General features: G+C 73.7%; 23 protein-coding genes. 19 read left to right on the top strand and 4 right to left on the bottom strand.

What is annotated here, in order from left to right; translation table 11 throughout:
* Positions 1-132 precede the first annotated feature (132 nt).
* The 3 genes from PO879_RS08720 (at position 133) to PO879_RS08710 (ending at position 4,493) form a co-directional block, all read left to right on the top strand.
* Entirely contained in the window at positions 133-861 is a 729-nt protein-coding gene (locus tag PO879_RS08720; RefSeq protein ID WP_278234524.1) for an MBL fold metallo-hydrolase, read from the top strand.
* 54 nt (positions 862-915) lie between these two features.
* Positions 916-2,286: a histidine--tRNA ligase gene (gene hisS, locus PO879_RS08715; RefSeq protein WP_278234523.1), complete on the top strand. Its 1,371-nt coding sequence runs from the start codon at positions 916-918 to the stop codon at positions 2,284-2,286.
* Positions 2,287-2,393: 107 nt separating this feature from the next.
* The gene (locus tag PO879_RS08710) at positions 2,394-4,493 is read left to right on the top strand and encodes an intein-containing Rv2578c family radical SAM protein (RefSeq protein ID WP_278237492.1); all 2,100 of its coding nucleotides are present in this window, start codon (positions 2,394-2,396) and stop codon (positions 4,491-4,493) included.
* Between the two features lie 17 nt (positions 4,494-4,510).
* Here the strand turns inward: PO879_RS08710 and PO879_RS08705 are convergent, their stop codons facing one another.
* Positions 4,511-4,984 (bottom strand): PPOX class F420-dependent oxidoreductase, encoded by a 474-nt coding sequence (locus PO879_RS08705; protein WP_278234522.1) that lies wholly within the window; start codon positions 4,982-4,984, stop codon positions 4,511-4,513.
* Between the two features lie 119 nt (positions 4,985-5,103).
* On the opposite strand from PO879_RS08705, the gene aspS reads away from it, so the two are divergent.
* A complete protein-coding gene (gene aspS, locus PO879_RS08700) occupies positions 5,104-6,876 on the top strand; it encodes an aspartate--tRNA ligase (RefSeq protein ID WP_278234521.1) in 1,773 nt (590 codons plus the stop codon).
* A 21-nt stretch (positions 6,877-6,897) separates the two neighbouring features.
* Here the strand turns inward: aspS and PO879_RS08695 are convergent, their stop codons facing one another.
* Positions 6,898-8,679 (bottom strand): SLC13 family permease, encoded by a 1,782-nt coding sequence (locus tag PO879_RS08695; RefSeq protein ID WP_278234520.1) that lies wholly within the window; start codon positions 8,677-8,679, stop codon positions 6,898-6,900.
* 206 nt (positions 8,680-8,885) lie between these two features.
* On the opposite strand from PO879_RS08695, the gene PO879_RS08690 reads away from it, so the two are divergent.
* The 12 genes from PO879_RS08690 to aroB all read left to right on the top strand — a co-directional run bounded on the left by PO879_RS08690 (position 8,886) and on the right by aroB (position 21,620).
* Complete coding sequence (locus PO879_RS08690; RefSeq protein ID WP_278234519.1) at positions 8,886-10,277, top strand: replication-associated recombination protein A; 1,392 nt, start codon at positions 8,886-8,888, stop codon at positions 10,275-10,277.
* A gap of 244 nt (positions 10,278-10,521) precedes the next feature.
* Positions 10,522-11,535: a hypothetical protein gene (locus PO879_RS08685; RefSeq protein ID WP_278234518.1), complete on the top strand. Its 1,014-nt coding sequence runs from the start codon at positions 10,522-10,524 to the stop codon at positions 11,533-11,535.
* Positions 11,536-11,845: 310 nt separating this feature from the next.
* On the top strand, positions 11,846-12,472 hold the full coding sequence (gene rpsD / locus PO879_RS08680; RefSeq protein ID WP_278234517.1) for a 30S ribosomal protein S4: 627 nt from the start codon (positions 11,846-11,848) through the stop codon (positions 12,470-12,472).
* Positions 12,473-12,575: 103 nt separating this feature from the next.
* The gene (locus tag PO879_RS08675; RefSeq protein ID WP_278234516.1) at positions 12,576-12,959 is read left to right on the top strand and encodes a DUF948 domain-containing protein; all 384 of its coding nucleotides are present in this window, start codon (positions 12,576-12,578) and stop codon (positions 12,957-12,959) included.
* Positions 12,956-13,300, top strand: a complete 345-nt coding sequence (locus PO879_RS08670; RefSeq protein WP_278234515.1) for a hypothetical protein — start codon at positions 12,956-12,958, stop codon at positions 13,298-13,300. Before PO879_RS08675 ends, PO879_RS08670 begins: the two co-directional genes overlap by 4 nt.
* A gap of 75 nt (positions 13,301-13,375) precedes the next feature.
* The gene (alaS, locus tag PO879_RS08665) at positions 13,376-16,072 is read left to right on the top strand and encodes an alanine--tRNA ligase (RefSeq protein WP_278234514.1); all 2,697 of its coding nucleotides are present in this window, start codon (positions 13,376-13,378) and stop codon (positions 16,070-16,072) included.
* Positions 16,065-16,586, top strand: coding sequence for a Holliday junction resolvase RuvX (gene ruvX, locus PO879_RS08660; RefSeq protein ID WP_278234513.1), 522 nt, complete (start codon positions 16,065-16,067; stop codon positions 16,584-16,586). The genes alaS and ruvX overlap by 8 nt, the downstream gene beginning before the upstream one ends.
* A gap of 27 nt (positions 16,587-16,613) precedes the next feature.
* Positions 16,614-17,771 (top strand): endolytic transglycosylase MltG, encoded by a 1,158-nt coding sequence (gene mltG / locus PO879_RS08655; RefSeq protein WP_278234512.1) that lies wholly within the window; start codon positions 16,614-16,616, stop codon positions 17,769-17,771.
* Positions 17,771-18,652 (top strand): shikimate dehydrogenase, encoded by an 882-nt coding sequence (locus PO879_RS08650; RefSeq protein ID WP_278234511.1) that lies wholly within the window; start codon positions 17,771-17,773, stop codon positions 18,650-18,652. The genes mltG and PO879_RS08650 overlap by 1 nt, the downstream gene beginning before the upstream one ends.
* 87 nt (positions 18,653-18,739) lie before the next feature.
* A complete protein-coding gene (aroC, locus tag PO879_RS08645) occupies positions 18,740-19,957 on the top strand; it encodes a chorismate synthase (protein WP_278234510.1) in 1,218 nt (405 codons plus the stop codon).
* Positions 19,954-20,481 (top strand): shikimate kinase, encoded by a 528-nt coding sequence (locus PO879_RS08640; RefSeq protein ID WP_278234509.1) that lies wholly within the window; start codon positions 19,954-19,956, stop codon positions 20,479-20,481. Before aroC ends, PO879_RS08640 begins: the two co-directional genes overlap by 4 nt.
* Positions 20,478-21,620, top strand: coding sequence for a 3-dehydroquinate synthase (aroB, locus tag PO879_RS08635; protein WP_278234508.1), 1,143 nt, complete (start codon positions 20,478-20,480; stop codon positions 21,618-21,620). Before PO879_RS08640 ends, aroB begins: the two co-directional genes overlap by 4 nt.
* 91 nt (positions 21,621-21,711) lie before the next feature.
* On the opposite strand, the gene PO879_RS08630 is transcribed toward aroB, so the two are convergent.
* Positions 21,712-22,518: a glycerophosphodiester phosphodiesterase family protein gene (locus PO879_RS08630; RefSeq protein WP_278234507.1), complete on the bottom strand. Its 807-nt coding sequence runs from the start codon at positions 22,516-22,518 to the stop codon at positions 21,712-21,714.
* On the bottom strand, positions 22,515-23,474 hold the full coding sequence (locus PO879_RS08625; RefSeq protein ID WP_278234506.1) for an alpha/beta hydrolase: 960 nt from the start codon (positions 23,472-23,474) through the stop codon (positions 22,515-22,517). Before PO879_RS08625 ends, PO879_RS08630 begins: the two co-directional genes overlap by 4 nt.
* 47 nt (positions 23,475-23,521) lie before the next feature.
* Here PO879_RS08625 and PO879_RS08620 point away from each other — a divergent pair, with 47 nt between their 5' ends.
* The 3 genes from PO879_RS08620 to PO879_RS08610 all read left to right on the top strand — a co-directional run bounded on the left by PO879_RS08620 (position 23,522) and on the right by PO879_RS08610 (position 26,274).
* Positions 23,522-24,397, top strand: a complete 876-nt coding sequence (locus PO879_RS08620; protein ID WP_278234505.1) for an oxygenase MpaB family protein — start codon at positions 23,522-23,524, stop codon at positions 24,395-24,397.
* A 76-nt stretch (positions 24,398-24,473) separates the two neighbouring features.
* The gene (locus tag PO879_RS08615) at positions 24,474-25,847 is read left to right on the top strand and encodes an MFS transporter (protein ID WP_278234504.1); all 1,374 of its coding nucleotides are present in this window, start codon (positions 24,474-24,476) and stop codon (positions 25,845-25,847) included.
* 52 nt (positions 25,848-25,899) lie between these two features.
* Positions 25,900-26,274, top strand: a complete 375-nt coding sequence (locus tag PO879_RS08610; RefSeq protein ID WP_278234503.1) for a DUF1801 domain-containing protein — start codon at positions 25,900-25,902, stop codon at positions 26,272-26,274.
* Position 26,275 lies beyond the last annotated feature (1 nt).

Below are 26,275 nucleotides of genomic sequence, written 5' to 3'. Positions count from 1 at the left end.
CGGATCCTGGGCGCACGACACTCGTGCGCCTGCGACAGTCTAGGGCGCGAGACCGGTGTCATCCGCACGAACCCCGGCATCCGGGCACGTCGGGCCCGCCGCGGCCGGATCCGGACCACTACGGTGGGCGCCATGGACGTGCATGTGGTCGTCGCCCCGGTGTTCGGCACCAACTGCTGCGTGGTCGTGGCCGACACCGCGCACCCCGACGGCCGGCGCGACTGCGTCGTGGTCGACGCCGGGGCCGGGACCGCGGGCCCCGTCACGGAGCTGGTGGCCGAACGGTCCCTGCTGCCACGGGCCGTGCTGGCCACCCACGGGCACGTCGACCACACGTGGGACGCCGCCGAGCTGTGCCGCCGCTTCGACGTCCCGCTGCGCCTGCACGCCGCCGACGTCTACCGGATCGCCGACCCCTTCGGCACGATCGGCCGCGGCGGCGGCTCGGCCGCCGCGACCAGCGTCAGCGACGCGCTGGTGCAAGCGCTCGACGGTTTCGGGTGCACGCCGCGCGACTACGCCGCCCCCGAGCGGATCGAGCCGTTCGAGGGGCCCACGGCCGAGGTCGTCGCCGGTGACGTCACCCTGCACGCCCGGCACGCCCCGGGCCACACCGAGGGCTCGACCCTCTACCTCGTCGACGGGTCCGACGGCGGCGCCGGCGTCCTGCTCAGCGGGGACGTGCTCTTCGCCGGCGGGGTGGGGCGCACCGACCTGCCGGGCGCCGACGTCGAGGCGATGCTGACCACGTTGCGCCAGGTCGTGCGGCCGCTCGACCCGGCCCTCGGCGTCGTGCCGGGCCACGGCCCGACGACCACGGTCGGGCGCGAGCTCGCCACCAACCCGTTCCTGCCGGCCTGACCGGGGCCCGGACGGGTCCGCGCCCCGGTCCGGGGTCGTGGGAAGATCGTCCCCATGGCTCGCGTCACCCCTCTCTCCGGTTTCCCCGAATGGCTCCCCGACGGTCGCGTGGTGGAGCAGCACGTCCTGGACGTGCTGCGTCGCACCTTCGAGCTGCACGGGTTCGCCGGCATCGAGACGCGCGCGGTCGAGCCGCTCGACCAGCTGCTGCGCAAGGGCGAGACGTCCAAGGAGGTCTACGTCCTGCGGCGGCTGCAGGAGGAGGGTGACGACGCCGCGGCGGGCGACGGCGGCGCGCGCTCCGAGAAGCAGCTCGGGCTGCACTTCGACCTCACGGTGCCCTTCGCGCGGTACGTGCTGGAGAACGCCGGCCGTCTCGCGTTTCCGTTCAAGCGCTACCAGATCCAGAAGGTCTGGCGCGGCGAGCGGCCCCAGGAGGGCCGGTTCCGGGAGTTCGTCCAGGCCGACATCGACGTCGTCGGCGCCGGCGACCTGCCGTACCACTACGAGGTCGAGCTGCCGCTGGTCATGGCCGAGGCCCTGGGCGCGCTGCGCGAGGTGGGCCTGCCCGAGGTGCGCGTGCTGGTCAACAACCGCAAGGTCGCCGAGGGCTTCTACCGCGGGCTGGGCCTGACCGACGTCGAGGGCGTGCTGCGCCAGATCGACAAGCTCGACAAGATCGGCGTGGAGAAGGTCGCCGCGCTGCTCGTCGCCGAGCAGGGCGCCACGCCCGAGCAGGCCGCGGCCTGCCTCGACCTGGCCGCGATCCACGGCAGCGACACCACCGTGGTCGACGACGTGCGCAAGCTCGCCGCGCGCTACGACGCCGGCACGGACCTGCTCGAGACCGGCCTGGCGGAGCTCGGCGCGCTGATCGAGGCGGCGGGTGCCCGCGCACCCGGCGTCGTGGTCGCCGACCTCAAGATCGCCCGCGGGCTCGACTACTACACCGGCTCCGTCTACGAGACCGTCCTGGTCGGGCACGAGCAGCTCGGCTCGATCTGCTCCGGGGGCCGCTACGACACCCTCGCCTCGGACGGCAAGAACACCTATCCCGGCGTCGGGCTGTCCGTCGGCGTCTCGCGCCTGGTCTCGCGGGTGCTCTCAGCTGGCCTGATGACCGCGACCCGGGGTGTGCCGACCGCGGTGCTGGTCGCCGTCACCGACGAGGACTCGCGGGCCGCCTCGGACGCCGTCGCCGCCGCGCTGCGGTCCCGGGGCGTGCCGACGGACGTGGCACCCACCGCGGCGAAGTTCGGCAAGCAGATCAAGGTCGCCGACCGCCGCGGCATCCCGTTCGTGTGGTTCCCGGGCGAGGAGCACCAGGTCAAGGACATCCGCACCGGCGAGCAGTCGGCCGCGGACCCCGCGACCTGGTCGCCGTCCGCCGAGGACCTGCACCCCCGCGTCGTGCCGGGGGAGTGAGGTCCCGGCACGCCGCGTGACCCGACGCCCTTGACCCCTCATCGAACACGTGTTCGACTACGGGGGTGCGATGGGACGGGCAGGCGACGACCGCCGACGACGGCGCGCTGCCCGGTCTGGAGCGCCCGGGGCTGGCCCGGCTCGGCCTCGTGCGCAGCACGCGCACCCCGGAGTTCGCCGGCATCACCTTCCACGAGGTGATGGCCAAGAGCGCGTTGTCCAAGGTGCCGGCCGCCTCGCGCATGCCGTTCCGGTGGACGATCAACCCCTACCGTGGCTGCTCTCATGCCTGCGCCTACTGCGTCTCTCCGTCCACGCTGGTCCTGATGGCAGACGGCACGCAGAAACCGATCAGCCAGGTCTCGGTCGGTGACCGGATCGTCGGCACGCGCCGCCAGGGGACCTACCGACGGTTCGTCGGGACCACGGTCCTGGCTCGATGGACGTCGGTGAAGCCCGCCTACCGGGTGATCCTGCGCGACGGCACCGAGATCGTGGCGAGCGCCGAGCATCGGTTCCTGGCGCGTGGTCGCGGATGGAAGCACGTCGCGGCCGGGCCACCGGGCAAGCAGCGCCCGTACCTCACGACGAACGACTCGTTGATGGGGTTCGGTACCGGCCGCCCGGCGGCCGACACGGGGAGTACCGAGTCGCCCGACTACCGGCGCGGTTATCTCACCGGGATGATCCGGCGTGACGGGATGATCTTCGAGAAGACCTATCCGAGGACATCGCGGGGCGGTGCCCGCGTGTGCATGTTCCGCCTCGCCCTGGCCGACCGGGAAGGGCTCGACCGGACCGCTCGATACCTCGCCACCGAGGGGATCGTGACGAGGCGTCGTCCGTTCGTGGCCGCGTCGGAGACACGTCGCGCCATGAGTGCACTGCACACCGCACGGACGGCAGACGTCGATGCGATCAGAGGGCTGGTCGAGTGGCCGGCGGTGCCGAGTGCGGAGTGGACGAGGGGATTCCTGGCAGGGATCTTCGACGCCGAGGGCTCCTGCTCCCGGGGGATCTTGAGGATCTCCAACAAGGACGAGGAGATCCTGTCCCGGGTAGCCGATGCCCTCCGGCGGTTCGACCTGGACAACACGCTCGAGCCTCCACGACCGAACGGCGTGACGTGCGTGCGTGTGCGAGGCGGTCTCGCGGCGCGGGAGCGGTTCTTCCAACTCGTCCGTCCGGCGATCGTCCGTAAGCTCTCCGTGACAGGTATGGCGCTGAAGACCTCCGTCGACCTCGGTGTCGTGACGGTCGAAGCCTGTGGATTCGACGAGGAGATGGTCGACATCACGACGGGTACGGGCGACTTCGTCGCCAACGGTGTGGTCGCTCACAACTGCTTTGCGAGGCCGACGCACGAGTACCTCGACCTGGACGCGGGGGAGGACTTCGACTCCCAGGTCGTGGTCAAGACGAACGTCGACCAGGTGCTGCGCGCCGAGCTCGCCAGGCCCTCGTGGCGGCGCGAGCCCGTCGCGCTGGGCACCAACACCGACCCCTACCAGCGCGCCGAGGGTCGCTACCGGCTCATGCCGGGGATCATCACGGCGCTCGCGGACGCCCGCACGCCGTTCTCGATCCTCACCAAGGGCACGCTGCTGCGCCGCGACCTGCCGCTGATCGCCGACGCCGCCGACCGGGTCGAGGTCGGCCTCGGCGTGTCGCTGTCGTTCGCCGACGTCGAGCTCCAGCAGTCGGTCGAGCCAGGCACGCCGACGCCCAAGGCGCGCCTGGACCTGGTGCGCGCGATCCGGGCCGCGGGACTGCCGTGCGGGGTGATGGTCGCCCCGGTGCTGCCGTGGCTGACGGACTCCACGGACCACCTGACGCGGCTGCTGGACGCGATCGCCGACGCCGGAGCGACCGGGGTGACCGTCGTCCCGCTGCGGCTCAAGCCCGGGACCCGCGACTGGTACCTGCGCTGGCTCGCCCGGGAGCACCCCGAGCGGGTGGCGGGGTACCGCCGGGTCTTCGCCCGCGGCGCCGACGCGCACGACGGGTACCGGGACTGGCTGTGGCAGCGGGTGCGTCCCCTGCTGGAGGAACGGGGCTTCGCCGACTCCGGGCACCGGGCCGCCTCCGGGGCGACCGGCCGGTACGACGACGACCTGCGCCCGCACGGCGACGCCGACTACCCCGCCGGGTCGATGGTCGCCGCCGCGCCGGCGGGGGAGCCCGGGAGCGCCGCGACGCTCTTCTGACCGTCGCGGCGCGCCGGTCAGCCCTCCTCGACCAGCCGGGCCGGGAACCCGCCCGTCGCGATCGGGCCCCAGCGCTCGACGGTGATCCGGATCACGGACTTGTCCTGCTTCGCCATCGCCTCGCGGTACTCGTCCCAGTCCGGGTGCTCCTTGCCGGCGGCCGCCCGGAAGTACTCCACCAGCGGCTCCAGCGACTCGGGCATGTCCAGCACCTCCGCGGTGCCGTCGACCTGCACCCAGGCGTCGCCGAAGTCGTCGCCCTGGGCCATGAACGACACCTGCGGACGCTTGCGCAGGTTCACGGCCTTGGCCCGCTCGGGGTAGGTCGAGACGACGACCCGGCCGTCCGGGTCGACGCCGTAAGTCACGGGGCTGAGCTGGGGGCGCCCGTCGTCGCGGGTGGTCACCAGGACCCCGTTGTGGCGGCTGCGCAAGAACTCCGTGAGCTCGTCGCGCTCCACCGTGGTGTTCGTCGCAATCTGGCGGGCCATCAGTCTCTCCTCGCGGTGCGGTGGCGGTGCCCCAGTAGGATGTCACGGGCGTCGCGTGCGCCCGCGCCGGCGGCGGACCCGACGGCGTGATCCCCGACATCGTGCGAAAGGAACCTTCCGTGCTCCGCACCCACACGGCCGGCTCATTGCGGGCCGAGCACATCGGCCAGACCGTCACCCTCACGGGCTGGGTCGATCGTCGCCGGGACCACGGGGGAGTGGCCTTCATCGACCTGCGTGACGCCTCCGGCATCGCGCAGGTCGTCATCCGCGACGAGGAGGTCGCCCACCCGCTGCGCGCCGAGTTCGTGCTGCGCGTCACCGGTGAGGTCTCCCGCCGCCCCGAGGGCAACGCCAACGCGAACCTCGCCACCGGCGACATCGAGGTCATCGCCAGCGACGTCGAGGTGCTCAACACCTCCGAGGCGCTGCCCTTCCAGGTCTCCACCGCGATCGCGGACACCGAGACCATCGGCGAGGAGGCGCGTCTCAAGCACCGCTACCTGGACCTGCGCCGTCCCGCGCCCGCGCACGCCATGCGGCTGCGCGCGAAGGTCAACGCCGCGGCCCGGCGGGTGCTGGACTCCCACGAGTTCGTCGAGGTCGAGACCCCGACGCTGACCCGCTCCACCCCCGAGGGTGCGCGCGACTTCCTGGTGCCCGCGCGGCTGTCGCCCGGTTCCTGGTACGCCCTGCCGCAGTCGCCGCAGCTGTTCAAGCAGCTGCTCATGGTCGGCGGCCTGGAGCGCTACTACCAGATCGCGCGCTGCTACCGCGACGAGGACTTCCGCGCCGACCGGCAGCCGGAGTTCACCCAGCTGGACGTCGAGATGAGCTTCGTCGACCAGGACGACGTGCTCGCCCTGACCGAGGACCTGCTCGCCGAGATCTGGCAGCTCGTCGACGTCGAGCTCCCGCGGCCCTTCGAGCGCATCACCTTCGCGGACGCGATGCGCCTGTACGGCACGGACAAGCCGGACCTGCGCTACGGCAACCCGCTGGTCGAGCTCACCGAGTACTTCGCCGACACCACGTTCCGGGTCTTCCAGAACGAGTACGTCGGTGCGGTCGTCATGCCGGGCGGGGCCTCGCAGCCGCGGCGCCAGTTCGACGCCTGGCAGGACTGGGCCAAGCAGCGCGGCGCCAAGGGTCTGGCCTACGTCACGTTCGCCGAGGACGGCACGCTCGGCGGCCCGGTCGCCAAGAACCTGTCCGAGACCGAGCGCGAGGGCCTCGCGGAGGTCACCGGTGCCCAGCCCGGTGACGCGGTGTTCTTCGCCGCAGGGAAGACGACGGACTCGCGCGCCCTGCTCGGCGCGGCCCGCGTGGAGATCGCCCACCGCACCGGCCAGATCGACGAGGACGCCTGGTCCTTCGTCTGGGTCGTGGACGCCCCGCTGTTCAAGCCCGCCGGCGAGGACGACGACGTGGATCTCGGGACCTCGGCGTGGACCGCGCTGCACCACGCCTTCACGTCCCCGAAGCCGGAGTGGCTCGACTCCTTCGAGTCCGACCCGGGCAACGCGCTGGCCTACGCCTACGACATCGTCTGCAACGGCAACGAGATCGGCGGCGGCTCCATCCGTATCCACCGCCGCGACGTCCAGGAGCGCATCTTCGAGGTCATGGGCATCGGTCACGAGGAAGCGCAGGAGAAGTTCGGCTTCCTGCTCGACGCCTTCAAGTTCGGCGCTCCGCCGCACGGCGGCATCGCGTTCGGCTGGGACCGCATCGTCGCGCTGCTGACCAAGGCGCCGTCGATCCGCGACGTCATCGCGTTCCCCAAGTCCGGCGGCGGCTACGACCCGCTGACGGACGCGCCGGCGCCGATCACGGCCGAGCAGCGCCAGGAGGCCGGCGTGGACGCCGAGCCCGAGGGCGCCGAGGGCTGAGGCCTTCGCCCCGCGGCGACGTCAGGCTGGTGCCGGCCACAGGGTCGGCACCAGCAGGACGGTGGCCACGACCGTCACCAGCGTCAGGATCCATCCCAGCCGGGCGTAGTCGGTGAACCGGTAGCCGCCCGGGCCGTAGACCATCATGTTGGTCTGGTAGCCGATGGGGGACAGGAACGACGCCGACGCCGCCACGGCGACGGCGATCGCCGCGCCGCGCGGGTCGAGGCCTGCTGCCCCGGCGGTGCTGACCGCCACCGGCAGCATCAGCAGGGCGGCCGCGTTGTTGGTCACCAGCTCGGTGAGCAGCACCGTGGCCAGCACCAGCCCCAGCAGCACCCCGTAGGGTGCGAACCCGCCGAACAGGCCCACCATCCCGTCGGCCACCACCTGGGCGAGACCCGACGCCTCCATCGCCGCGGCCAGACCGAACGCCGAGGCGATGACGACGATCACCTCGACGTCGATCGCCCGGCGGGCCTCGAGCGGCGAGAGCACCTTCGTGGCCACCAGGGCGATCGCCGCCACGAGCGAGCCGTGCAGGATGGGCACCAGCCCCGTCGCGGCCAGGACGACCACGGCCGCCAACAGCCCCACGGGGACCCAGCCACGCGACGTCGCCGACGGCGGGCTGCCGTCGAGCTCGGCCACCAGCAGGAAGTCGGCCCGGTCGCGCCACCGCTCGCGGAAGTCGGGGTCGCTGACCAGGATGAGCGTGTCGCCCAGCCGGATGCGCTCGGTGCCCAGCCGGCTCTCGACGAGCTGGCCCGACCGGTGGATCGCGAGCACCGCCGCCTGGTAGGTGGCGCGGAAGCCCACGTCCTTCAGCGTGTGTCCCACCAGCGGGGAGCGGCTCCCGACGACCGCCTCGTAGTAGCGCACCGACGGCTCGGCGAGGTCGAGCACGTGCTCCATCTCCGCCGAGCGCAGCCCCCGCATCTCCTGCAGCTTGACCACCCGGTCCAGCGGGCCGACGAAGTGCAGGCGGTTGCCGCCGCGCAGCACGGTGTCGGGCCGCACCGGGGCGATCGTGGTGTCGCCGCGGTCCACGGACGCCAGGAACAGCCCGGACAGGTCGCGCAGGCGTGCCTGCTCGACGGTGCGCCCGTCGACCGGACCGCCGGGCTCGACGATCATCTCGAAGGAGAACCGACGGCCCTCCTGCTCCATCTCCGCCCGGGCCGAACGCCGGTCCGGCAGCAGCACGGGCGACAGGGCGATGAGCGCGACGAAGCCCACCAGCGCGATCGGCAGGCCCACCTTGCCGATCTCGAAGAACCCGATCGGCTCCAGGCCCAGCGTCGACATCTGGCCGGAGACCACCAGGTTCGTCGACGTGCCGATGACCGTCAGCAGCCCGCCGAGCACCGCCGCGAACGACACCGGCATGAGGATCTTGGACACGGCCAGCCGGCGACGGTTCGCCCAGGCGGTCACCTGCGGCACCAGCATCGCCACGATCGGCGTGTTGTTGAGGAACGCCGAGGCCGCCATCGTCGGCGCGAGCGTGCGGATCAGGGGACGTCGGTAGGAGCCGTTCTCACCCAGCGTGCTCTGCATCACCGGCGTCAGGGCGCCGGTCTTCTCGATCCCGGCCGCCAGCACGTACAGGGCCGCCACCGTGATCGGCGCCGGGTTCGAGAAGCCGGAGAAGGCGTCCTGCGCCGGCACCACGCCGAGGATCATGACCGCCACCGCGCCGGCGAACACGGTCACGGCGGGAGAGACCCGCCCGCGCACCAGGGTGGCCAGCACCCCGAGCACCACGGCCAGCGTCAGCCAAGCGTCCAGCGTCACGGTCACGCCCCTGTCTGTCGTCCCGGAGTGGGGAGGAAGGACCGGCACCCCCGAGCGGTCAACGCCGGCCGGGCACCGCCGCGACAGGCTAGCAGCGGCACCCGCCTGCGCGGCGTCGTGACCACGGGGACGCGCCGACGGCCGTGGCGCACGGGCCCGACCAGCGTCGAACAGGTGTGCGACGCCCCGCCGCGCGAACTAGGCTCGCCCGCATGGACCTGTTCAACGCCGCGACCACCCGTGAGCACGGCACGCCGGTGACCGCGCGCCGCGGGGCCGGCGCCCCGCTCGCCGTGCGCATGCGCCCGGCCTCGCTCGACGAGGTGACCGGCCAGGGGCACCTGCTCGTGCCCGGCTCCCCGCTGCGCCGGCTCGTCGAGCCCGCCGACGACGCCGCCCGCCGAGCCGCCCCCGGATCCGTGATCCTGTGGGGCCCGCCCGGCGTCGGCAAGACGACCCTGGCCTACCTCGTGGCCACCACCTCCGGGCGGCGGTTCGTCGAGCTGTCCGCCGTCACCGCCGGCGTCAAGGACGTCCGCCAGGTCATCGAGGACGCCCGCCGTCGCCTGGCCACCGGCGGCGAGGAGACCGTGCTGTTCATCGACGAGGTGCACCGGTTCTCCAAGACCCAGCAGGACGCCCTGCTGCCCAGCGTGGAGAACCGGTGGGTCACCCTCGTGGCGGCCACCACCGAGAATCCGTCGTTCTCCGTCAACTCCCCGCTGCTGTCCCGTTCGCTGCTGCTGACCCTGCGACCGCTCACGGGCGAGGACGTGCGCGGTCTCGTGCGCCGCGCCCTCGCCGACGCGCGCGGGCTCGACGGCGCCGTCACGCTCGCCGACGACGCCGAGGACCAGCTCGTGCGCATGGCCGGCGGCGACGCGCGCAAGGCCCTGACCGTGCTCGAGGCCGCCGCCGGGGCAGCCCTCAGCGACGCCCGCGACGAGGTCGCGCCCGAGGGGCCCGTCACCGTCGACCTCGACACCGTCGAACGGGCCGTCGACGTCGCCGCCGTGCGCTACGACCGCGACGGCGACCAGCACTACGACGTCGTCTCCGCCTTCATCAAGTCGATCCGCGGCTCCGACGTCGACGCCGCCCTGCACTACCTGGCCCGCATGGTGGCCGCGGGGGAGGACCCGCGGTTCATCGCGCGCCGCCTCGTGATCTCCGCCGCGGAGGACGTCGGCATGGCCGACCCGTCGGCGCTGCAGACCGCCGTGGCGGCCGCACAGGCCGTCCAGCTCATCGGGATGCCCGAGGGACGCATCGTGCTCGCCGAGGCCGTCGTCCACCTCGCCACGGCCCCGAAGTCCAACCGTGCCTATGCCGGGATCGGGGCGGCGCTCGCGGACGTCTCGGCCGGCCGGGTCGGGGTGGTGCCCGCCCATCTGCGCGACGCCCACTACGCCGGCGCGGAGAAGCTCGGTCACGGCACCGGGTACCGGTACGCCCACGACGAGCCGCACGGCGTCGCCGCGCAGCGGTACCTGCCCGAGGAGCTCGCGGGTCGGCGCTACTACGAGCCGAGCGACCGCGGGTTCGAGCGCCAGGTGTCCGAGCGGCTGGACCGCATCCGGCAGATCCTCGACTCCGCCGACTGACGGACTCCCGGGCTCCTGGTACCCCCGGGCTCCTGGTACCCCGAGATACCGCCCGGTCGCCGACGTACAGGCCGGTCGACGTGCCGGACGACGATGAGCCGGTATCTCGACGACGGACCGGTACCTCGACGGCGCGCGACAGGCTCTCGGACCTCGACGTCGCCCTGTGGACGCTCACGCGCCGTCCACAGGAACGGCGCGCAGGCCCTGGCACCCCTCGACGACCGGTCCAGGCTCGGTGGGCATGACGACTTCTGCACCGCCGGGGCGTCCCGGGAGCGATCGCCCGCGACGTCGAGACCTGCCGACCGTGTACCGCGCGACCCGCGAGCGCGAGACCGAGACACGTCGTCGACGACGCCGGGGTGACCTGGTGCGGGTCAGGCCCGGGATCTACGCGCCGCCGGACCTGTCGGCGACGGACTCGCCGGCCGTGCGGCGTGAGCACGCTCACCTGGTCCGGCTCGCGGCGGCGCTCGCGGGTCTGCGCACGCCGGTCTGGGCGAGCCACACCAGTGCGGCGCTGCTCTGGGGCTGCTGGACCTACCGCCTGGGCACGACGGCACATGTGACCCAGCTGGGCCCTCCCGACGTGCGCCGGGGCAGTGTCGGGCTGCGCCGGCACTGGACCGCCCTGTCTCCGCGGGACCGGACGACCCTCGACGGCGTTCCCGTGACGACGCTGGAGCGGACCGCGGTCGACTGCGCCCGCGCGCTGCCCGGCGAGCAGGCGGTCGTCGTCGTCGACTCCGCGATGCGCCTGGGTGCTGACCCGGACGTCGTGGGGACGCTCATGGCGGAGTCGGCCGGCACGCGGGGCATCCGCTCCGCGCGACGCGCCCTGGCGGTGGCCGACGGGCGCGTGGAGTCCCCTGGTGAGTCACGGTTGCGCTGGATCCTGGCCGACGAGGGGCTCGCGGCTCCCGAGGCGGCCGTTCCCGTGGCGACGTGGATGGGGACCCGGTGGGTCGATCTCGGGTGGCCGGAGCTGAAGGTGGGGTTCGAGTTCGACGGCAGGGGAAAGTACGCCGCGTCGGGCACGGTGCGTGCCGATCAGGCCGTCTACGACGAGAAGCGTCGGCACGACGCCCTGCGTGAGGCCGGGTGGCTCGTGCTGAGGGTCTCGTGGGCCGACCTGGAGGACCGCGAGGTCTTGCTCGAGCGTGTGCGACGGGTGCTGGTCCGGTCCGGCCACCCTGCGCCGAGATACCGACCCGTCGCCGACGTACCGGTGGATCGACGTGCCGGACGGCGATGAGTCGGTATCTCGACGACGGGCCGGTATGTCGACGACGGGTCGGTATCTCGGCGGGGGAGGGGGATGGCCGGAGAGGTGGGGATCGGGGGAGCGGGCCGGCGGCGCGGAGCGGCGGTCGGCATGCGGTAGCATGGTGGGGTTGCCCTCGCGGCGACCACCTGGGACCTCGGCCCTGCGAGACCCTCACCACGGCATCGGTCCGATGCTCCGGAGGGCTCCGTCGGCTGGTCCCGCACCCGACGAACCGGTCCCCGGACCCGTGCGCCTCGGGTGTGACCTCAGCATCCACGACAGGACAGGAAGAACCACTGTGACTGCAGTCCGCAAGTCGCGCCGCCAGGTGCGCCTGAGCCGCAAGCTCGGTCTGGCCCTCACCCCGAAGGCCGTCCGCCACTTCGAGAAGCGTCCGTACCCCCCGGGTGAGCACGGCCGCGCCCGCCGCCGCACCGAGTCCGACTACGCGGTGCGTCTGCGCGAGAAGCAGCGTCTGCGCGCCCAGTACGCGCTGCGCGAGAAGCAGCTCCTCAAGGTCTACGAGAACGCCCGCAAGCACCCGGGCCTGACCGGTGAGGTCATGGTCGAGGACCTGGAGACGCGCATCGACGCGCTGGTCCTGCGCGCCGGCTTCGCCCGCACGATCCTGCAGGCCCGCCAGGCCGTCACGCACCGCCACGTCATGGTGGACGGCAAGATCGTCGACCGCCCGTCGTTCCGCGTCAAGGCCGGCCAGACCCTGCAGATCAAGCCGAAGTCGCAGACCACGACGCCGTTCCAGGTCGCCGCCGCCGGTGCCCACCGCGACGTGCTGCCCGAGGTCCCGGGCTACCTGGACGTCAACCTGGAGAAGCTGTCGGCCACGCTGACCCGCGACCCCAAGCGCGCCGAGGTCCCCGTGACCTGCGACGTCCAGCTGGTCGTCGAGTACTACGCCCGCTGATCTGCGCCACCGCGCTCAGCAGGCACGACGCCCCGTCCCCGATCGGGGACGGGGCGTCGTCGTTTGGATAGGGTGGCGTCGCACCCGACCGAGGAGATGAGAGATGTCCGTGGGGGACGTGGCGGGACTGATCGCCGCCGTCGCATTCGTGCTGCTGGTCGGCCTGCTGGCCGTGCCGCTGGTCAAGCTCGGGCGCACGCTCGACGAGACCTCGCGCAGCATCCGTGAGCTCACGGAGCACTCCGTGCCGATCCTCGACGAGGCCGCGACCACGGTGTCCTCGACGAACGACCAGCTCGTCAAGGTCGACACCATCACCACCGCCGCGGCCCAGGTCAGCGAGAACGTCTCCGCCCTCTCGGGGCTGTACGCCTCGACCCTGGGTCGCCCCCTGGTGAAGGTCGCCGCGTTCTCCTACGGGGTCCGCCAGGGCCTGAGCAAGGCCTGGCGCCGCTCCTCCTCGCCCGAGGGCGGTGCGTCCCGGTGACCCGTCGGCTGTTCTGGGTCGGTGTCGGGGTGACGATCACCGTCGTGGTCATCCAGCGGGGGCGCCGGCTGGTCGCGCGGTACACCCCGGAGGCCGTCGCCGAGCGCGCGGGGGACCTGGGCCGTGACGTCTCCCGGCGCGCCGAGACCTTCCTGACCACGTTCCGGAGCGAGTTCGCCGCCGCCCGCGCCTCGCGCGAGGACGAGCTGGTCGCCGCGCTGCTCGCCGAGGGCCAGCCGCACCCGGACGACGTCGAGCGGACCCGCCGCGGCCGGCACGCCGCCGTCGACCCGGAGGCCGCCACCCGCGCCGACGAGGACGAGCTGGGCTACTCGTTCTGAGCCCGCCGCCGGCACCTGCCCGGCGCGGGACAATGGCCCCAGGGCCACCAGGCAACGACACTGACGAAGGACACCATGCGCACCGCCGACATCCGCCAGCGTTGGCTGGACTACTTCCGCTCGAAGGACCACGAGATCGTCCCGAGCGTCCCGCTGGTCTCGCCGGACCCGTCGATCCTGTTCACGATCGCCGGCATGGTGCCGTTCATCCCGTACATCCTGGGCACCGAGGCCGCGCCCTGGCCGCGCGCCGCCAGCGTGCAGAAGTGCATCCGCACCAACGACATCGAGAACGTCGGCCGCACCACCCGGCACGGCACGTTCTTCCAGATGAACGGCAACTTCTCGTTCGGCGACTACTTCAAGCGCGAGGCCATCGACTTCGCGTGGGAGCTGCTGACGTCCGAGCAGTCCGCCGGCGGTTACGGCTTCGACGGCGACCGCCTCTGGGTCACCATCTGGGAGCAGGACACCGAGGCCTTCGACGCGCTGACGAACGGCATCGGCCTCGACCCGAAGCACGTCGTGCGGCTGCCGCGCGAGGAGAACTTCTGGGACACGGGTCAGCCCGGCCCCGCGGGCCCCTGCGCGGAGTGGCACTACGACCGCGGCCCGGCCTACGGACCCGAGGCCGAGGGCGGCACCGTGGACCCCGGCGGCGACCGCTACCTGGAGATCTGGAACCTCGTCTTCGACGAGTTCGTCCGCGGCGAGGGCCAGGGCAAGAACTACCCGCTGCTCGGCGAGCTGGACCACAAGAGCATCGACACCGGGGCCGGCCTCGAGCGGATCGCCTACCTGCTCCAGGGCAAGGAGAACCTCTACGAGATCGACGAGGTGTACCCCGTCATCGCCACCGTGGAGGAGATGACCGGGAAGCGCTACGGCGCGAACCTCGAGGACGACGTGCGCATGCGCGTCGTCGCCGACCACGTGCGCTCGGCCCTGATGGTCATCGGGGACGGCGTCCGCCCGGCCAACGAGGGGCGCGGCTACGTGCTGCGCCGCCTGATCCGCCGCGCCGTGCGCGCCGTGCGGCTCCTCGGCGTGGACGAGGTCGCCCTGCCGGCGCTGCTGCCGGTGTCCAAGGAAGCCATGAAGGCGTCGTACCCGGAGCTGGAGACGGACTTCGGCCGCATCGCCGACGTCGCCTACGGCGAGGAGGACGCCTTCCGCCGCACGCTCGCCTCCGGGACCACGATCCTGGACACGGCGGTGCAGCGGGCGAAGAAGAGCTCCGACGGCGGGCCGGTGGTCCTCGGCGGCGACGAGGCCTTCCAGCTGCACGACACCTACGGCTTCCCGATCGACCTCACCCTCGAGATGGCCGCCGAGCAGGGCGTCCAGGTCGACGAGAAGGCCTTCCGCGACCTCATGGCCGAGCAGAAGCAGCGGGCCCGGGCCGACGCGCTGGCGAAGAAGACCGGGCACGGGGACCTGCGCGCCTACGAGACGCTGGCCCAGCAGCTCACGGCGCCGGTGGAGTTCCTCGGGTACGGCGACCACCAGGCCTCGGTGCACGTCGAGGGCCTGCTCGTCGACGGCGCGCCGGCCCCGGCGGCCACCGCCCCGGCCGACGTCGAGGTGGTCCTGGACCGCACGCCGTTCTACGCCGAGGCCGGCGGCCAGCTCGCCGACCAGGGCACCATCACCCTCGACTCCGGCGCCACGATCGAGGTCGACGACGTCCAGCGCCCGGTGGCGGGGCTGTCCGTGCACCGCGGTCGTCTCACCGAGGGCACGGTGGCGCTCGGGGACCCGGGCACGGCTGCGATCGACTCCGGCCGGCGGGTGGCGATCAGCCGAGCGCACTCGGCGACGCACATGATCCACAAGGCGCTGCACGAGATGGTCGGCGAGGACCGCACCCAGGCCGGGTCGGAGAACGCGCCGAGCCGGGTGCGGTTCGACTTCCGTTCGCCCACGGCCGTCTCGGCCGCCCAGCTCAGCGAGATCGAGGAGCGGGTCAACGAGCGGCTCACCGAGAACCTCGAGGTCACCGACGCGGTCATGTCGCTGTCGAAGGCCAAGGAGCTGGGCGCGATGGCGCTCTTCGGCGAGAAGTACGGCGAGAACGTCCGGGTCGTCTCCATCGGTGGGGAGTGGTCGCGCGAGCTGTGCGGCGGCACGCACGTCGGCGCGACCGGCGAGGTCGGTCGGGTGGCGCTGCTCGGCGAGTCCTCCATCGGTTCCGGGGTGCGCCGCGTGGACGCGCTGGTCGGCGCCGGCGCCTACGGCTTCCACGCCAAGGAGCACGCGCTGGTCGGTCAGCTCACCGGCATGCTCAACGCGCGTCCCGAGGAGCTCACGGACCGCGTCGGCTCGCTCATGAGCCGCCTGCGGGAGACCGAGAAGGAGCTCGCGACCCTGCGGCAGGGCCAGCTGCTGGCCCAGGCCGCCACGCTCGCCGCCGAGGCGCCCCGCGAGGGCGACGTGCGGGTCGTGGCGCACGACGCCGGCGAGGTCGGCTCGGCCGACGACCTGCGCACCCTCGCGCTCGACGTGCGGGGCCGGATGGGCGAGGGCGACGCCGCGGTCGTGGCCGTCGCCGGTGCGGCGAACGGCCGTCCGCTCGTCGTCGTCGCCACGAACTCCGCCGCCCGGGACGCCGGTCTGCGGGCCGGCGACTTCGTCAAGGCGGCGGCCCGGACCCTCGGTGGCGGGGGCGGCGGCAAGCCGGACCTCGCCCAGGGTGGCGGGTCGGACGTCGCGGCCGTGGCGGCCGCGCTCGAGGGCGTGCGCACCCAGGTGCGTGAGGCCGCCGGTGCCTGAGGCCCTTCCTCGGGGCGCCCGCCTCGGCGTGGACGTCGGCAAGGCCCGCATCGGGCTGGCCGGGTCCGACCCGGACGGGCTGGTCGCCACGCCCGTCGAGACGGTGCCGCGGGTGCTCGCCGTCCCCACGGACGACGGCGGGGCACCCGCGGTGACGGCCGACGTCGCGCGGATCGCCGCCGAGGTCGACGACCGGCTCGCGGCGGTCGTCTACGTCGGCCTGCCGCGCCACCTGTCGGGGCACGAGGGCGCCGCGACCGCGGACGCCCGGGCGTTCGCGGACCGCCTGGCCGCCCGGGTCGCCCCGGTGCCGGTCCGGCTCGTCGACGAACGGATGACGACGGTGACGGCCCACGCCCAGCTCCGCTCGGCGGGCAGGAAGACGGCGAAGCACCGGCCTGTCATCGACCAGGCTGCAGCCGTTATCATTCTGCAACACGCTCTCGAGGCGGAACGGGCCGCGGGGGACCGGGTCGGCGAACTCGTCGAGCGAGCGTGGCATCATGACCAGTGACCGCTTCTGGAGAAGGATGATTCCGGCGTGACGGAACTCTTCGAGCCCACCACCGCCCAGCGGCAGGCACCGCCGCCGTCGACGTCGCGGGCGCGCTCGGCGGCGAGCAAGCGGGCCGCGCGCAAGCGCCGACGGCAGCGCCAGCGCCGCACCGCGATCATCCTCGTCGTGCTGCTCGGCGTGCTCGGCGTCGGCGGCTACCTGCTGATCGACCGGGTCGGCGGCATGCTGTCCGGATTCGAGCTCTTCGACTCCGCGCCCGAGGACTACGCCGGGCCGGGGGTGGAGCCCGTGCAGATCGAGATCCCCGAGGGCGCGACCGGGTCGATGATGGGGTCGGTCCTCGAGGAGGCCGACGTCGTGGCGAGCGTGGGCGCCTTCAACCAGGCCTTCGAGTCCACGCCGGGCGCCTCGGGCATCCAGCCCGGCACCTACGAGCTGTACACCCAGATGAGCGCCGCGGACGCGGTGCAGTCGCTGGTCGCGAACGAGAAGGTCGAGACCAACGTGACCATCCCGGAGGGGTACACGGTCGAGCAGATCATCGACAAGGTCGCCTCGGTCACGCCGATCACGCGGGACGAGATGGAGGCCGCGCTGGGCACCCCGAAGAAGATCGGGCTGCCGGGCCAGGCCGACGGCGACGCCGAGGGCTGGCTGTTCCCGAAGACCTACGCGGTCCAGCCCGGCGACACGGCCGAGGACCTGCTGTCGACGATGATCGACCAGACCAAGGCCGAGCTCGACTCGCTCGGCGTGGACAACGGCGACCGTCAGGACGTCCTGATCAAGGCGTCCCTGGTCGAGCGCGAGGCGCGGGCGGCCGAGGACCGGCCGAGGATGGCCCGGGCCATCGAGAACCGGCTCGACGTCGACCAGCGCCTGCAGATCGACGCCGCCGTGGCCTACGGGCTGGGGATCCCCGGCACGGAGCTGACGCGGGACGACACCAACGACCCGAGCAACCCCTACAACACCTACCAGCACGCCGGCCTGCCGCCGGGGCCCATCGCCAACCCGGGAGCGGCCTCGGTCGAGGCGGTCGTCGACCCCGCAGACGGCGACTGGATCTTCTGGACGACGGTGAACCTCGACACCGGCGAGACCAAGTTCGCCGAGACGTTCGACGAGCACCAGCAGAACGTCGCCGAGCTGCGTGCCTGGCAGGAGGAGAACGGCTACTGATGCCCGCGACCCGTCGCGCGGCCGTCCTGGGGCACCCGGTCGCGCACTCGCTCTCGCCCACCCTGCACGGCGCCGCCTACGAGGCGCTCGGCCTGGACGGGTGGCGGTACACGGCGATCGACACCACCGTCGAGCAGCTGCCCGACCTCGTGCGCGGCCTGGACCTCTCCTGGGCGGGCCTGAGCGTGACGATGCCGCTCAAGCACGCGGTCATGGAGCTGGTCGACCACGTCGACCCGCTGGCCCGCGCCGTCGGTGCCGTGAACACGGTGCTCGTGTCGCCCGCGCAGTGCGGGGTGAGCCTGACGGGCACCAACACCGACGTGCACGGACTGGTCCAGGCGATCCGCGAGGGCCTCGCCGAGCGCCACGGCACCCTGGCGGCCCCGGTGCGGCGCGCCGTCGTGCTCGGCGGGGGAGCGACGGCCGCCTCGACGCTGGCCGCCCTCGGCGAGCTCGGCTGCACCGCGCCGCGCGTGCTCGCGCGCAACCTGGCCCGCACGGCCACGCTGCAGGAGGCGGCCGCGCGCATGGGCGTCACGCCCCGCTACGAGGTGCTCGACGCCGGCACGGCCCCCGAGGTGCTCGCCGGAGCGGACGTGGTGGTCTCGACCATGCCGGCCTACGCCGCCGACCCCGTGGCCGCGTCGCTGCGCTCCCAGGGCGTGCGCGCCGGCGGGGTGCTGCTCGACGCCGTCTACGACCCGCGGCCCACCGCGCTGTCCCAGGCCTGGGCCGCGGCCGGCGGCACCGTCGTCGGCGGCGAGCGGATGCTGCTGCACCAGGCCGTGGAGCAGGTGCGCCTGATGACCGGCCGACCCGGACCGGTGGACGCCATGGACGCGGCGCTGCAGCAGGCCCTCGGCGCCGAGGCGGCCTGAGCACCCGTCGGCGCGGGCCGCGGCGCGTGACGTCCGCCATCCGACCGTCGGCGCCGGAGGCCGGGCAGGCGTGACAGAATCGCGACCATGCTGCGCTGGTTGACCTCGGGAGAGTCGCACGGTCAGGCCCTGGTGGGCCTCATGGAGGGCCTGCCCGCCGGGGTGGAGATCGTCACCTCGGACATCCAGGACGCCCTGGCCCGGCGTCGTCTCGGCTACGGCCGCGGCGCCCGGATGAAGTTCGAGAAGGACGCGGTCCGCGTCCTGGGCGGGCTGCGCCACGGTGTGACCCAGGGCGGTCCGCTGTCGATCGAGATCGCGAACACCGAGTGGCCCAAGTGGGTCGACGTGATGTCCGCCGACCCGGTGCCCCGGGAGGCTCTGCTGCGCGACGCCGGCACCGGCGACGAGCGCGAGATCGCCCGCAACCGCCCGTTGACGCGGCCCCGTCCCGGGCACGCGGACCTGGTGGGCATGCGCAAGTACGGCTTCGACGACGCCCGGCCGGTCCTGGAGCGGGCCAGCGCCCGCGAGACCGCCACGCGCGTGGCGCTCGGCACCGCCGCGGCGAAGTTCCTCGAGCAGGCGCTCGGCATCCGGCTGGTCAGCCACGTCACCGCGATCGGCCCGGTCGAGGTCCCCGAGGACGCCGACCTGCCCACGCCCGACGACGTCGCCGCGCTGGACGCGGACCCGGTGCGGTGCTTCCACGGGCCCACCAGCGAGGCGATGGTGGCCGAGATCGACGCCTGCCGCAAGGACGGCGACACCCTCGGCGGGGTCGTGGAGGTGCTGGCCTACGACGTGCCGACCGGCCTGGGCACGTACACCCACTCCGACCGCCGGCTGGACGCCCGCCTCGCCGGTGCCCTCATGGGTATCCAGGCGATCAAGGGCGTCGGGGTCGGCGACGGCTTCCGCACCGCGCAGCGCCGGGGCTCGGCCGCGCACGACGAGATCGCGCGGGACGCCGAGGGCCGCATCGTGCGCCGCTCCAACCGGGCCGGCGGGATCGAGGGCGGCATGACCAACGGCGAGGTGCTGCGGGTCTCGGCCGCCATGAAGCCGATCTCCACCGTGCCGCGCGCCCTGGCGACCGTGGACGTCGCCACCGGCGAGGAGGTCACCGCCCACCACCAGCGCTCAGACGTGTGCGCGGTGCCGCCGGCCGCCGTCGTCGCCGAGGCGATGGTCGCCCTGGAGCTGGCGCAGGTCGTCCTGGAGAAGTTCGGCGGCGACTCGGTGGCCGAGGTGCGACGCAACGCCGAGTCCTACCTCGCGTCGATCCCCGAGCTGCTGCGATGACGGCGACACGACCGCGGGTGGTGCTCACGGGCCCGCCCGGCAGCGGCAAGACCACCGTCGGCACCCTGCTGGCGCAGCGCCTCGGCCTGGCGTTCCGGGACACCGACGCCGACGTCGAGGCGACCGCGGGCAAGCCGGTCGCCGACATCTTCGTCGACGACGGCGAGCCGCACTTCCGCGACCTGGAGCGCGAGGCCGTCACCACGGCGCTGGCCACCCACGACGGCGTGCTCGCCCTCGGCGGCGGCGCCGTCATGGACACCCACACCCAGAGCGCGCTGGCCGGGTACGCCGCTGACGGCGGCACGGTCGTCTTCCTCGACGTGTCCCTGGCCCAGGCCGCGCCCCGCGTCGGGTTCAACCGCTCCCGGCCGCTGCTGGTCGGCAACCCGCGCGCCCGGTGGGCCGAGCTGATGCAGGCCCGCCGCCCCACGTACGAACGGCTGGCCACCGTGGCGGTGCTGTCCGACGACCGCACCGCCGCCGAGGTCGCCGACGAGATCCTTCAGGAGGTCCGCTCATGACGGTCCGCGTGACCGTGTCCGGCGCCCAGCCCTACGACGTCGTCGTGGGCCGCCACCTGCTCGGGGAGATCCCCACGCTGCTCGGCGAGGGGGTGCGCCGCGTGCTGGTGATGCACCCGGCGTCGCTGCAGGCCACCGGCGAGACCGTGCGCGAGGACCTGGCCGCCCAGGGCTACGAGGCCTTCGCCGCCGAGCTGCCGGACGCCGAGGAGCAGAAGACCGCCCAGGTCGCGGCGTTCTGCTGGCAGGTCATGGGCCAGGCGGACTTCACGCGCTCCGACGCGATCGTGGCCGTCGGCGGCGGCGCGACGACGGACCTGGCCGGGTTCGTCGCGGCCACCTGGCTGCGCGGCATCAAGGTCGTGCACGTGCCCACCACGCTGCTGGCCATGGTCGACGCGGCCGTCGGCGGCAAGACCGGCATCAACACCGCCGAGGGCAAGAACCTCGTCGGCGCGTTCCACCCGCCGGCCGGGGTGCTGTGCGACCTCGCGGCGCTGGAGTCGCTGGAGCGATGGGACCTCGTGGCCGGCATGGCCGAGGTGATCAAGACGGGCTTCATCGCCGACGAGCGCATCCTCGAGCTGGTCGAGGAGCACGCCGAGGCCCTCCGCGAGTGGGCCGGCCCGGACGCCACCGAGGAGACCTGGGCGGTGCTGACCGAGCTCATCGAGCGGTCGGTGCGCGTCAAGGCGCGCGTCGTGGGCGAGGACCTCACCGAGCAGGGCCTGCGCGAGATCCTCAACTACGGTCACACCCTCGGGCACGCCGTCGAGCTCGTCGAGCGCTACCAGCTGCGGCACGGCGCGGCGGTGGCCGTGGGCATGGTCTTCGCCGCCGAGCTGGGGCGCCTCGGCGGCAAGCTCGACGACGCCGTCGTGGACCGCCACCGGGAGATCCTCACCGCCGTCGGGCTGCCGACCACGTACCGCGGGGACCGGTGGGACCAGCTGCTGGCCGCGATGCGCCGCGACAAGAAGGCACGCGGCGACCTGCTGCGCTTCGTCGTCCTGGACGACGTCGCCAAGCCGGTGCGGCTCGAGGGCCCGGACCCCACCGTGCTGGCCGCCGCCTACGCGGAGATCTCCAAGGAGCCGCCGTCGGGCAGCCCCGGGGTCACCGTCCAGCTCGGCGCCTGACCCGCCCGCCGGCTCGTTGTGGGCATGAAATCTGCAACCCGAACCCGTTCGGGGTTGCGAATTTCATGCCCACAACGGGCGGTATCGGTCGTCAGGGCCACAGGCCGCGCTCGCGCAGCACGTCGCGCAGCAGGTCGGCACGGTCGGTGACGATCCCGTCGACGTTGAGGTCGAGCAGCCGGCGCATCTCGTCCGGCTCGTCGATCGTCCACACGTGCACGTGCCGGCCCGCCCGGTGCGCCGCGGCGACGGTGGCGGCGTCCACGACCGTCACGCCGCCCTGGGCGGGCGGCACCTGGAGGGCGGCGACGTCGCGCAGCGCCCGCTGCACCAGGCCGGGGACGCGCAGTCGGGCTCCCGCGAGGAACCCGAGCACCTCGCTCGTGCCCGCGCTGGTGGCCACCGGCCGGGACATCCTGGCCAGGGTCCGCCGGCGTCGGCCCGGGGAGAACGAGGTGACGCACACCCGCTCGTGGCTCGCGGTGCGTTCGACCGCCTCGGCCACGGGCTCGATGCTCGAGTCGCCCTTGACGTCGATGTTGACGCGCAGGTCCGGCCAGGTGCCCAGCAGGTCGTCCAGCCGGGGGACCGGCTCCTCGCCACCGATCCGGGCCCGGGAGACCTGCTGCCAGGTCAGGTCGGCGACCTCGCCGGAGCTGTCCGTCGTGCGGTCGAGGGACGAGTCGTGCAGGGCCACCGCCACGCCGTCGCGGGTGCCGTGGGCGTCGGTCTCGACGTAGCCGTAGCCGAGGTCGACGGCGGCGGCGAACGCCGCCATCGAGTTCTCGAGGTTCTGCTGCTCGTGGGAGAAGCCCCGGTGCGCCAGCGCGACGACCCCCCGGCCGGGGGATCCGGGGTGCGGATCGAAGTACGGGTGCGTGGTGTGGCTGCGGGTCATGCCCCCGACCCTGCCACGACGTCGTCCATCCAGCCCATCAGACCGGTGAGGTAGCGCAGCCGGGGCTCCTCGCGGGACAGCAGGAGGTCGTGCACGCCGCCCGGCACCGTCAGCATGTCGACGCGGTCGCCCAGCCGCGGGGCCAGCCGGGCGATCTGGGCGACGTCCAGGACCGTGTCCTGGACGTCGAGGTCCGGGTTGGCCACGGAGTCCGGCCCCGACCGGTCCGAGCGGGCCACGAGCACCGGCACGTCGATCGCCAGCCCGCGTGCCACGCGGGCCTGACCGCGGCGCACCGCCCGCAGCCAGCCCGCCCGCACCGGCTCGCCGCCAGGCTTCTTCAGCCGGACGTCGAACTCCCACCGGCCGCCGTGCGCCGCGAGCTGGTGGGTGGCGTACACCGACGGCGTCGCCGACAGCACCGCCGTCGGCGACCACGGCCCGACGGCGTCGAGCACCCACGTGCCCAGGGTGCGCTGCAGCCACGAGGCGTGCAGGTCCAGGAACGGGCTGTCCAGCGCCAGCGCGTCGATCTCGCCGCGGCCGCGGTGCGCGTGCGCCCACAGCGCGGCCAGCAGCCCGCCGGTGGAGTGGGCGTGCAGCACCACCGGGGCGCCGCCGGCCAGCTCGCGCGCGGCGCCGACCGCCGCCGTCAGCGCGGGCCCCTGGTCGCGCAGGTCCGTCACGAAGTGCGGGACCCGGCCCTCGACGAGCGAGCGTCCCGCCCCCGGCAGGTCCACGGCCACCAGGGCGTGCCCGCGCTCCTCGATGGCGCGGGCGAGGTGGTCCTGGAAGAAGTAGTCGTTGTAGCCGTGCACGTGCAGCACCACCGCCCGCGGACGCGCCGGGGCGGACGCCGAGCGCACCAGCGTCGCGGCGCCGAGCGCCGTGCTCTCGAACGGCGCGCCCAGCAGGTCGTCGCGCCGCCAGGTCGTCGCCACGGTGTCCTCGCGCACACGGGCAACCTACCCGAGCATCGCCCGCGGGCACGCAGAATGGTGCCGTGCGATCTCCCCTGCGCAGCCTCCAGCGCCGAGCCGGCCGCCTGCTGTTCGAACAGGTCTCCGGCGGCAGCGCCGGCCGCGACGCGCGCGAACGCATCCACACCAGCCCCGGGCCACGCTGGTTCGCCGACGACTCCGCCGTCGCCCGCGTGCACGGCGACGCCTCGATGTTCGTCGGCGGGGTCCGCGCCCTGCTGCTGCAGTCCCTCCACCCCCTGGCCATGGCCGCCGTCGCCGACCACTCCGGCTACCGCGGCGACCCGTGGGGACGCCTCGGGCGCACCAGCACCTTCCTCGCCGAGACCACGTTCGCCACGGCCGACGACGCCCAGCAGGCCGTCGACGTCGTCCGCGCCGTGCACGCCCGCGTCCGCGGCGTCACCCCCGACGGCCGCCCCTACGCCGCCGACGACCCGTGGCTGCTGCGCTGGGTGCACGTCGCCGAGGTCGACAGTTTCCTCGCCGCCCACCAGCGCTACGGACGCCGCCCCCTCGACCGCGCCGGCTGCGACGCCTACCTCGCCCAGACCGCGACCGTCGCCGACCGGCTCGGCGCCGAGCGGCCGCCGCGCACCCTCGCCGCGCTGCGTGCCGCCCTCGGCGAGTACCGCGACGAGCTCGAGGCCACCGACGCCTCCCGCGACGTCGCCCGCTTCCTGCTGTCCGAGCCGCCCCTGCCGCGCCTCGCCCGCGCCCCCTACACCCTGCTCGGTGCCGCCTCGTACGCCTCGATGCCGCGCTGGGCGCAGGAGCTGACGCCCGCCCCCTGGCCGCTGCACGGCGAACCCGCCCTCGTGCGTGCCGGCGGGCACGTGGCCACCCGGGCGATCCGCTGGGCGCTCGCGGGCGACCCGCCGCCGCGCCGGTCGGCCTGACGCGCGGCGGCCGCGCCGTCCGGGCCTGCGTGGCGCGCTACCCGGTGTTCACCGCGATGCGGAAGACTCACCGACCATGAGCGACCCCACACCGGCGGCACCCTCGGGCCACGACGCCTCGGCCGCGTTCGCCGCGCTGCCCCCGACCGAGCGCCGCCGCCGGGTGGTGGCCTGGGCGCTGTGGGACTGGGCGACCCAGCCGTTCAACACGGTGATCGTCACCTTCGTGTTCACGGCCCTGTACCTGACCAGCGACGCCTTCCTGGAGCCCGACGCCGCGGCGCTGGCCGCCGACGACCCGGCCCGCGACAGCGCCCTGGCCACGCTGTCCAGCGGGCTGGGCGCCTGGATCACCGTCGGGGGAGTGCTGGTCGCGCTGCTCGCCCCGGTCCTCGGCCGTCGCGCGGACGTCACCGGGCGCCGCAAGGCCTGGCTCGCCGGCGGCACCGTGGTGCTCGTCGCGGCCATGTTCGGTCTCGGCTTCGTGCGGGCCGACCCGGCGTACTTCGCGCTCGGGGCCGCGCTGGTGTCGCTGGGCAGCGTGGCGGGGGAGATCGCCGGGGTGAACTACAACGCCATGCTCACCCAGGTCTCCACCCGCGACACGGTCGGTCGGGTCTCCGGGCTCGGCTGGGGACTGGGGTACGTGGGCGGCATCGTCGCGCTGGTGCTGGTCGTCGTGGCCGACGGCGCCGACTTCTTCGGCATGGACACCTCCGACGGCTGGGGCTACCGCGCCATCGCCCTCGGGTGCGGCCTGTGGGCCGTGGCCTTCGCCTGGCCGTTGTTCCGCCGCGTGCCGGAGGCGCCCGCCGCCGACCGGCCGCGGGTGGGGTTCTTCGCCGGGTACGTCGAGCTGTGGCGCGACGTCGTCGACCTGTGGCGGCACGCCCGCACCACCTTCTGGTTCCTGCTGGCCAGCGCCGTCTACCGCGACGGGCTCGCCGGGGTGTTCACGTTCGGCGCGATCGTCGCCGCCGTCTCCTACGGGTTCGACGACACCGAGGTCATCGTCTTCGGCATCGCCGCGAACCTCATCGCCGGGGTGAGCACCATCGTCGCCGGGCTGTTCGACGACCGGCTCGGGCCGCGGACCGTCATCCTGTGGTCGCTGGCGGCCCTGGTGCTGTGCGGCACCGTCATCGTGGCGCTCTACCCCCTGGGCACCGGCGTGTTCTGGGTCGCCGGCCTGGCGCTGACCGCGTTCGTCGGACCGGCCCAGTCCGCCTCCCGGTCCTTCCTGGCACGCGTCACCCCGGCGGGCCGCGAGTCCGAGGTGTTCGGCCTGTACGCCACCACCGGGCGCGCCGTCTCCTTCCTCACCCCGGCGCTGTGGACCGCCGTGATCGCCCTGACCGGCGCCACCCTCTGGGGCACGCTGGCGATCGTCGCCGTGCTCCTGGCCGGGCTCGTGCTCATGCTCGTGGTCACCGACCCCGCCGAGCGCTGAGCCGCGACCACGGGACCGCCCGCGCTGGCGAGCACGACCGGCACGGCCCAGCATGGACGCGGTGGGAGAGGTCAGCGCGTACGTGGAGTCGTTGGACGGCCCGGACCGGGAGGCGGTCGCCGACGTCCTGGACCGTGCCCGCCGGACGGTCCCGGAGGCCACCGAGGGCAGGAGCTACGGCATGCCCGCCCTGCGGTACCGCGACAGCCCGCTGCTCAGCGTCGTCGCCACGGCCCGGCACGTCGGGGTGTACCCGTTCAGCCCGGCGGTGGTCGCGGCGCTCGCGGACCGGCTGGAAGGCTTCCGGGTCACCAAGGGATCCGTCGGGTTCCGTCCCGGGCATCCGCTGCCCGACGACGTCGTGGAGCGCCTCGTGGTGCTGCGTCGCGAGGAGATCGACGCGATGCACGCCGGGCGACCGGGCTAGC

Source organism: Isoptericola sp. AK164 (assembly GCF_029643425.1).
Classification (GTDB): Bacteria; Actinomycetota; Actinomycetes; order Actinomycetales; family Cellulomonadaceae; genus Isoptericola; species Isoptericola haloaureus.
Note: the sequence above shows the minus strand (reverse complement) of the source record. Positions and strands in the feature narration are given on the sequence as shown.

Excerpts from the sequence above, each read along its gene's own strand:
- PO879_RS08650 (WP_278234511.1), top strand. The coding sequence starts at position 17,771 with ATGCCCGCGACCCGTCGCGCGGCCGTCCTGGGGCACCCGGTCGCGCAC.
- PO879_RS08630 (WP_278234507.1), bottom strand. The coding sequence starts at position 22,518 with ATGACCCGCAGCCACACCACGCACCCGTACTTCGATCCGCACCCCGGA.
- PO879_RS08640 (WP_278234509.1), top strand. The coding sequence starts at position 19,954 with ATGACGGCGACACGACCGCGGGTGGTGCTCACGGGCCCGCCCGGCAGC.
- alaS (WP_278234514.1), top strand. The coding sequence starts at position 13,376 with ATGCGCACCGCCGACATCCGCCAGCGTTGGCTGGACTACTTCCGCTCG.
- PO879_RS08720 (WP_278234524.1), top strand. The coding sequence starts at position 133 with ATGGACGTGCATGTGGTCGTCGCCCCGGTGTTCGGCACCAACTGCTGC.
- PO879_RS08615 (WP_278234504.1), top strand. The coding sequence starts at position 24,474 with ATGAGCGACCCCACACCGGCGGCACCCTCGGGCCACGACGCCTCGGCC.
- aroB (WP_278234508.1), top strand. The coding sequence starts at position 20,478 with ATGACGGTCCGCGTGACCGTGTCCGGCGCCCAGCCCTACGACGTCGTC.
- PO879_RS08690 (WP_278234519.1), top strand. The coding sequence starts at position 8,886 with ATGGACCTGTTCAACGCCGCGACCACCCGTGAGCACGGCACGCCGGTG.
- PO879_RS08705 (WP_278234522.1), bottom strand. The coding sequence starts at position 4,984 with ATGGCCCGCCAGATTGCGACGAACACCACGGTGGAGCGCGACGAGCTC.
- aroC (WP_278234510.1), top strand. The coding sequence starts at position 18,740 with ATGCTGCGCTGGTTGACCTCGGGAGAGTCGCACGGTCAGGCCCTGGTG.
- PO879_RS08610 (WP_278234503.1), top strand. The coding sequence starts at position 25,900 with ATGGACGCGGTGGGAGAGGTCAGCGCGTACGTGGAGTCGTTGGACGGC.
- PO879_RS08675 (WP_278234516.1), top strand. The coding sequence starts at position 12,576 with ATGTCCGTGGGGGACGTGGCGGGACTGATCGCCGCCGTCGCATTCGTG.
- PO879_RS08685 (WP_278234518.1), top strand. The coding sequence starts at position 10,522 with ATGACGACTTCTGCACCGCCGGGGCGTCCCGGGAGCGATCGCCCGCGA.
- hisS (WP_278234523.1), top strand. The coding sequence starts at position 916 with ATGGCTCGCGTCACCCCTCTCTCCGGTTTCCCCGAATGGCTCCCCGAC.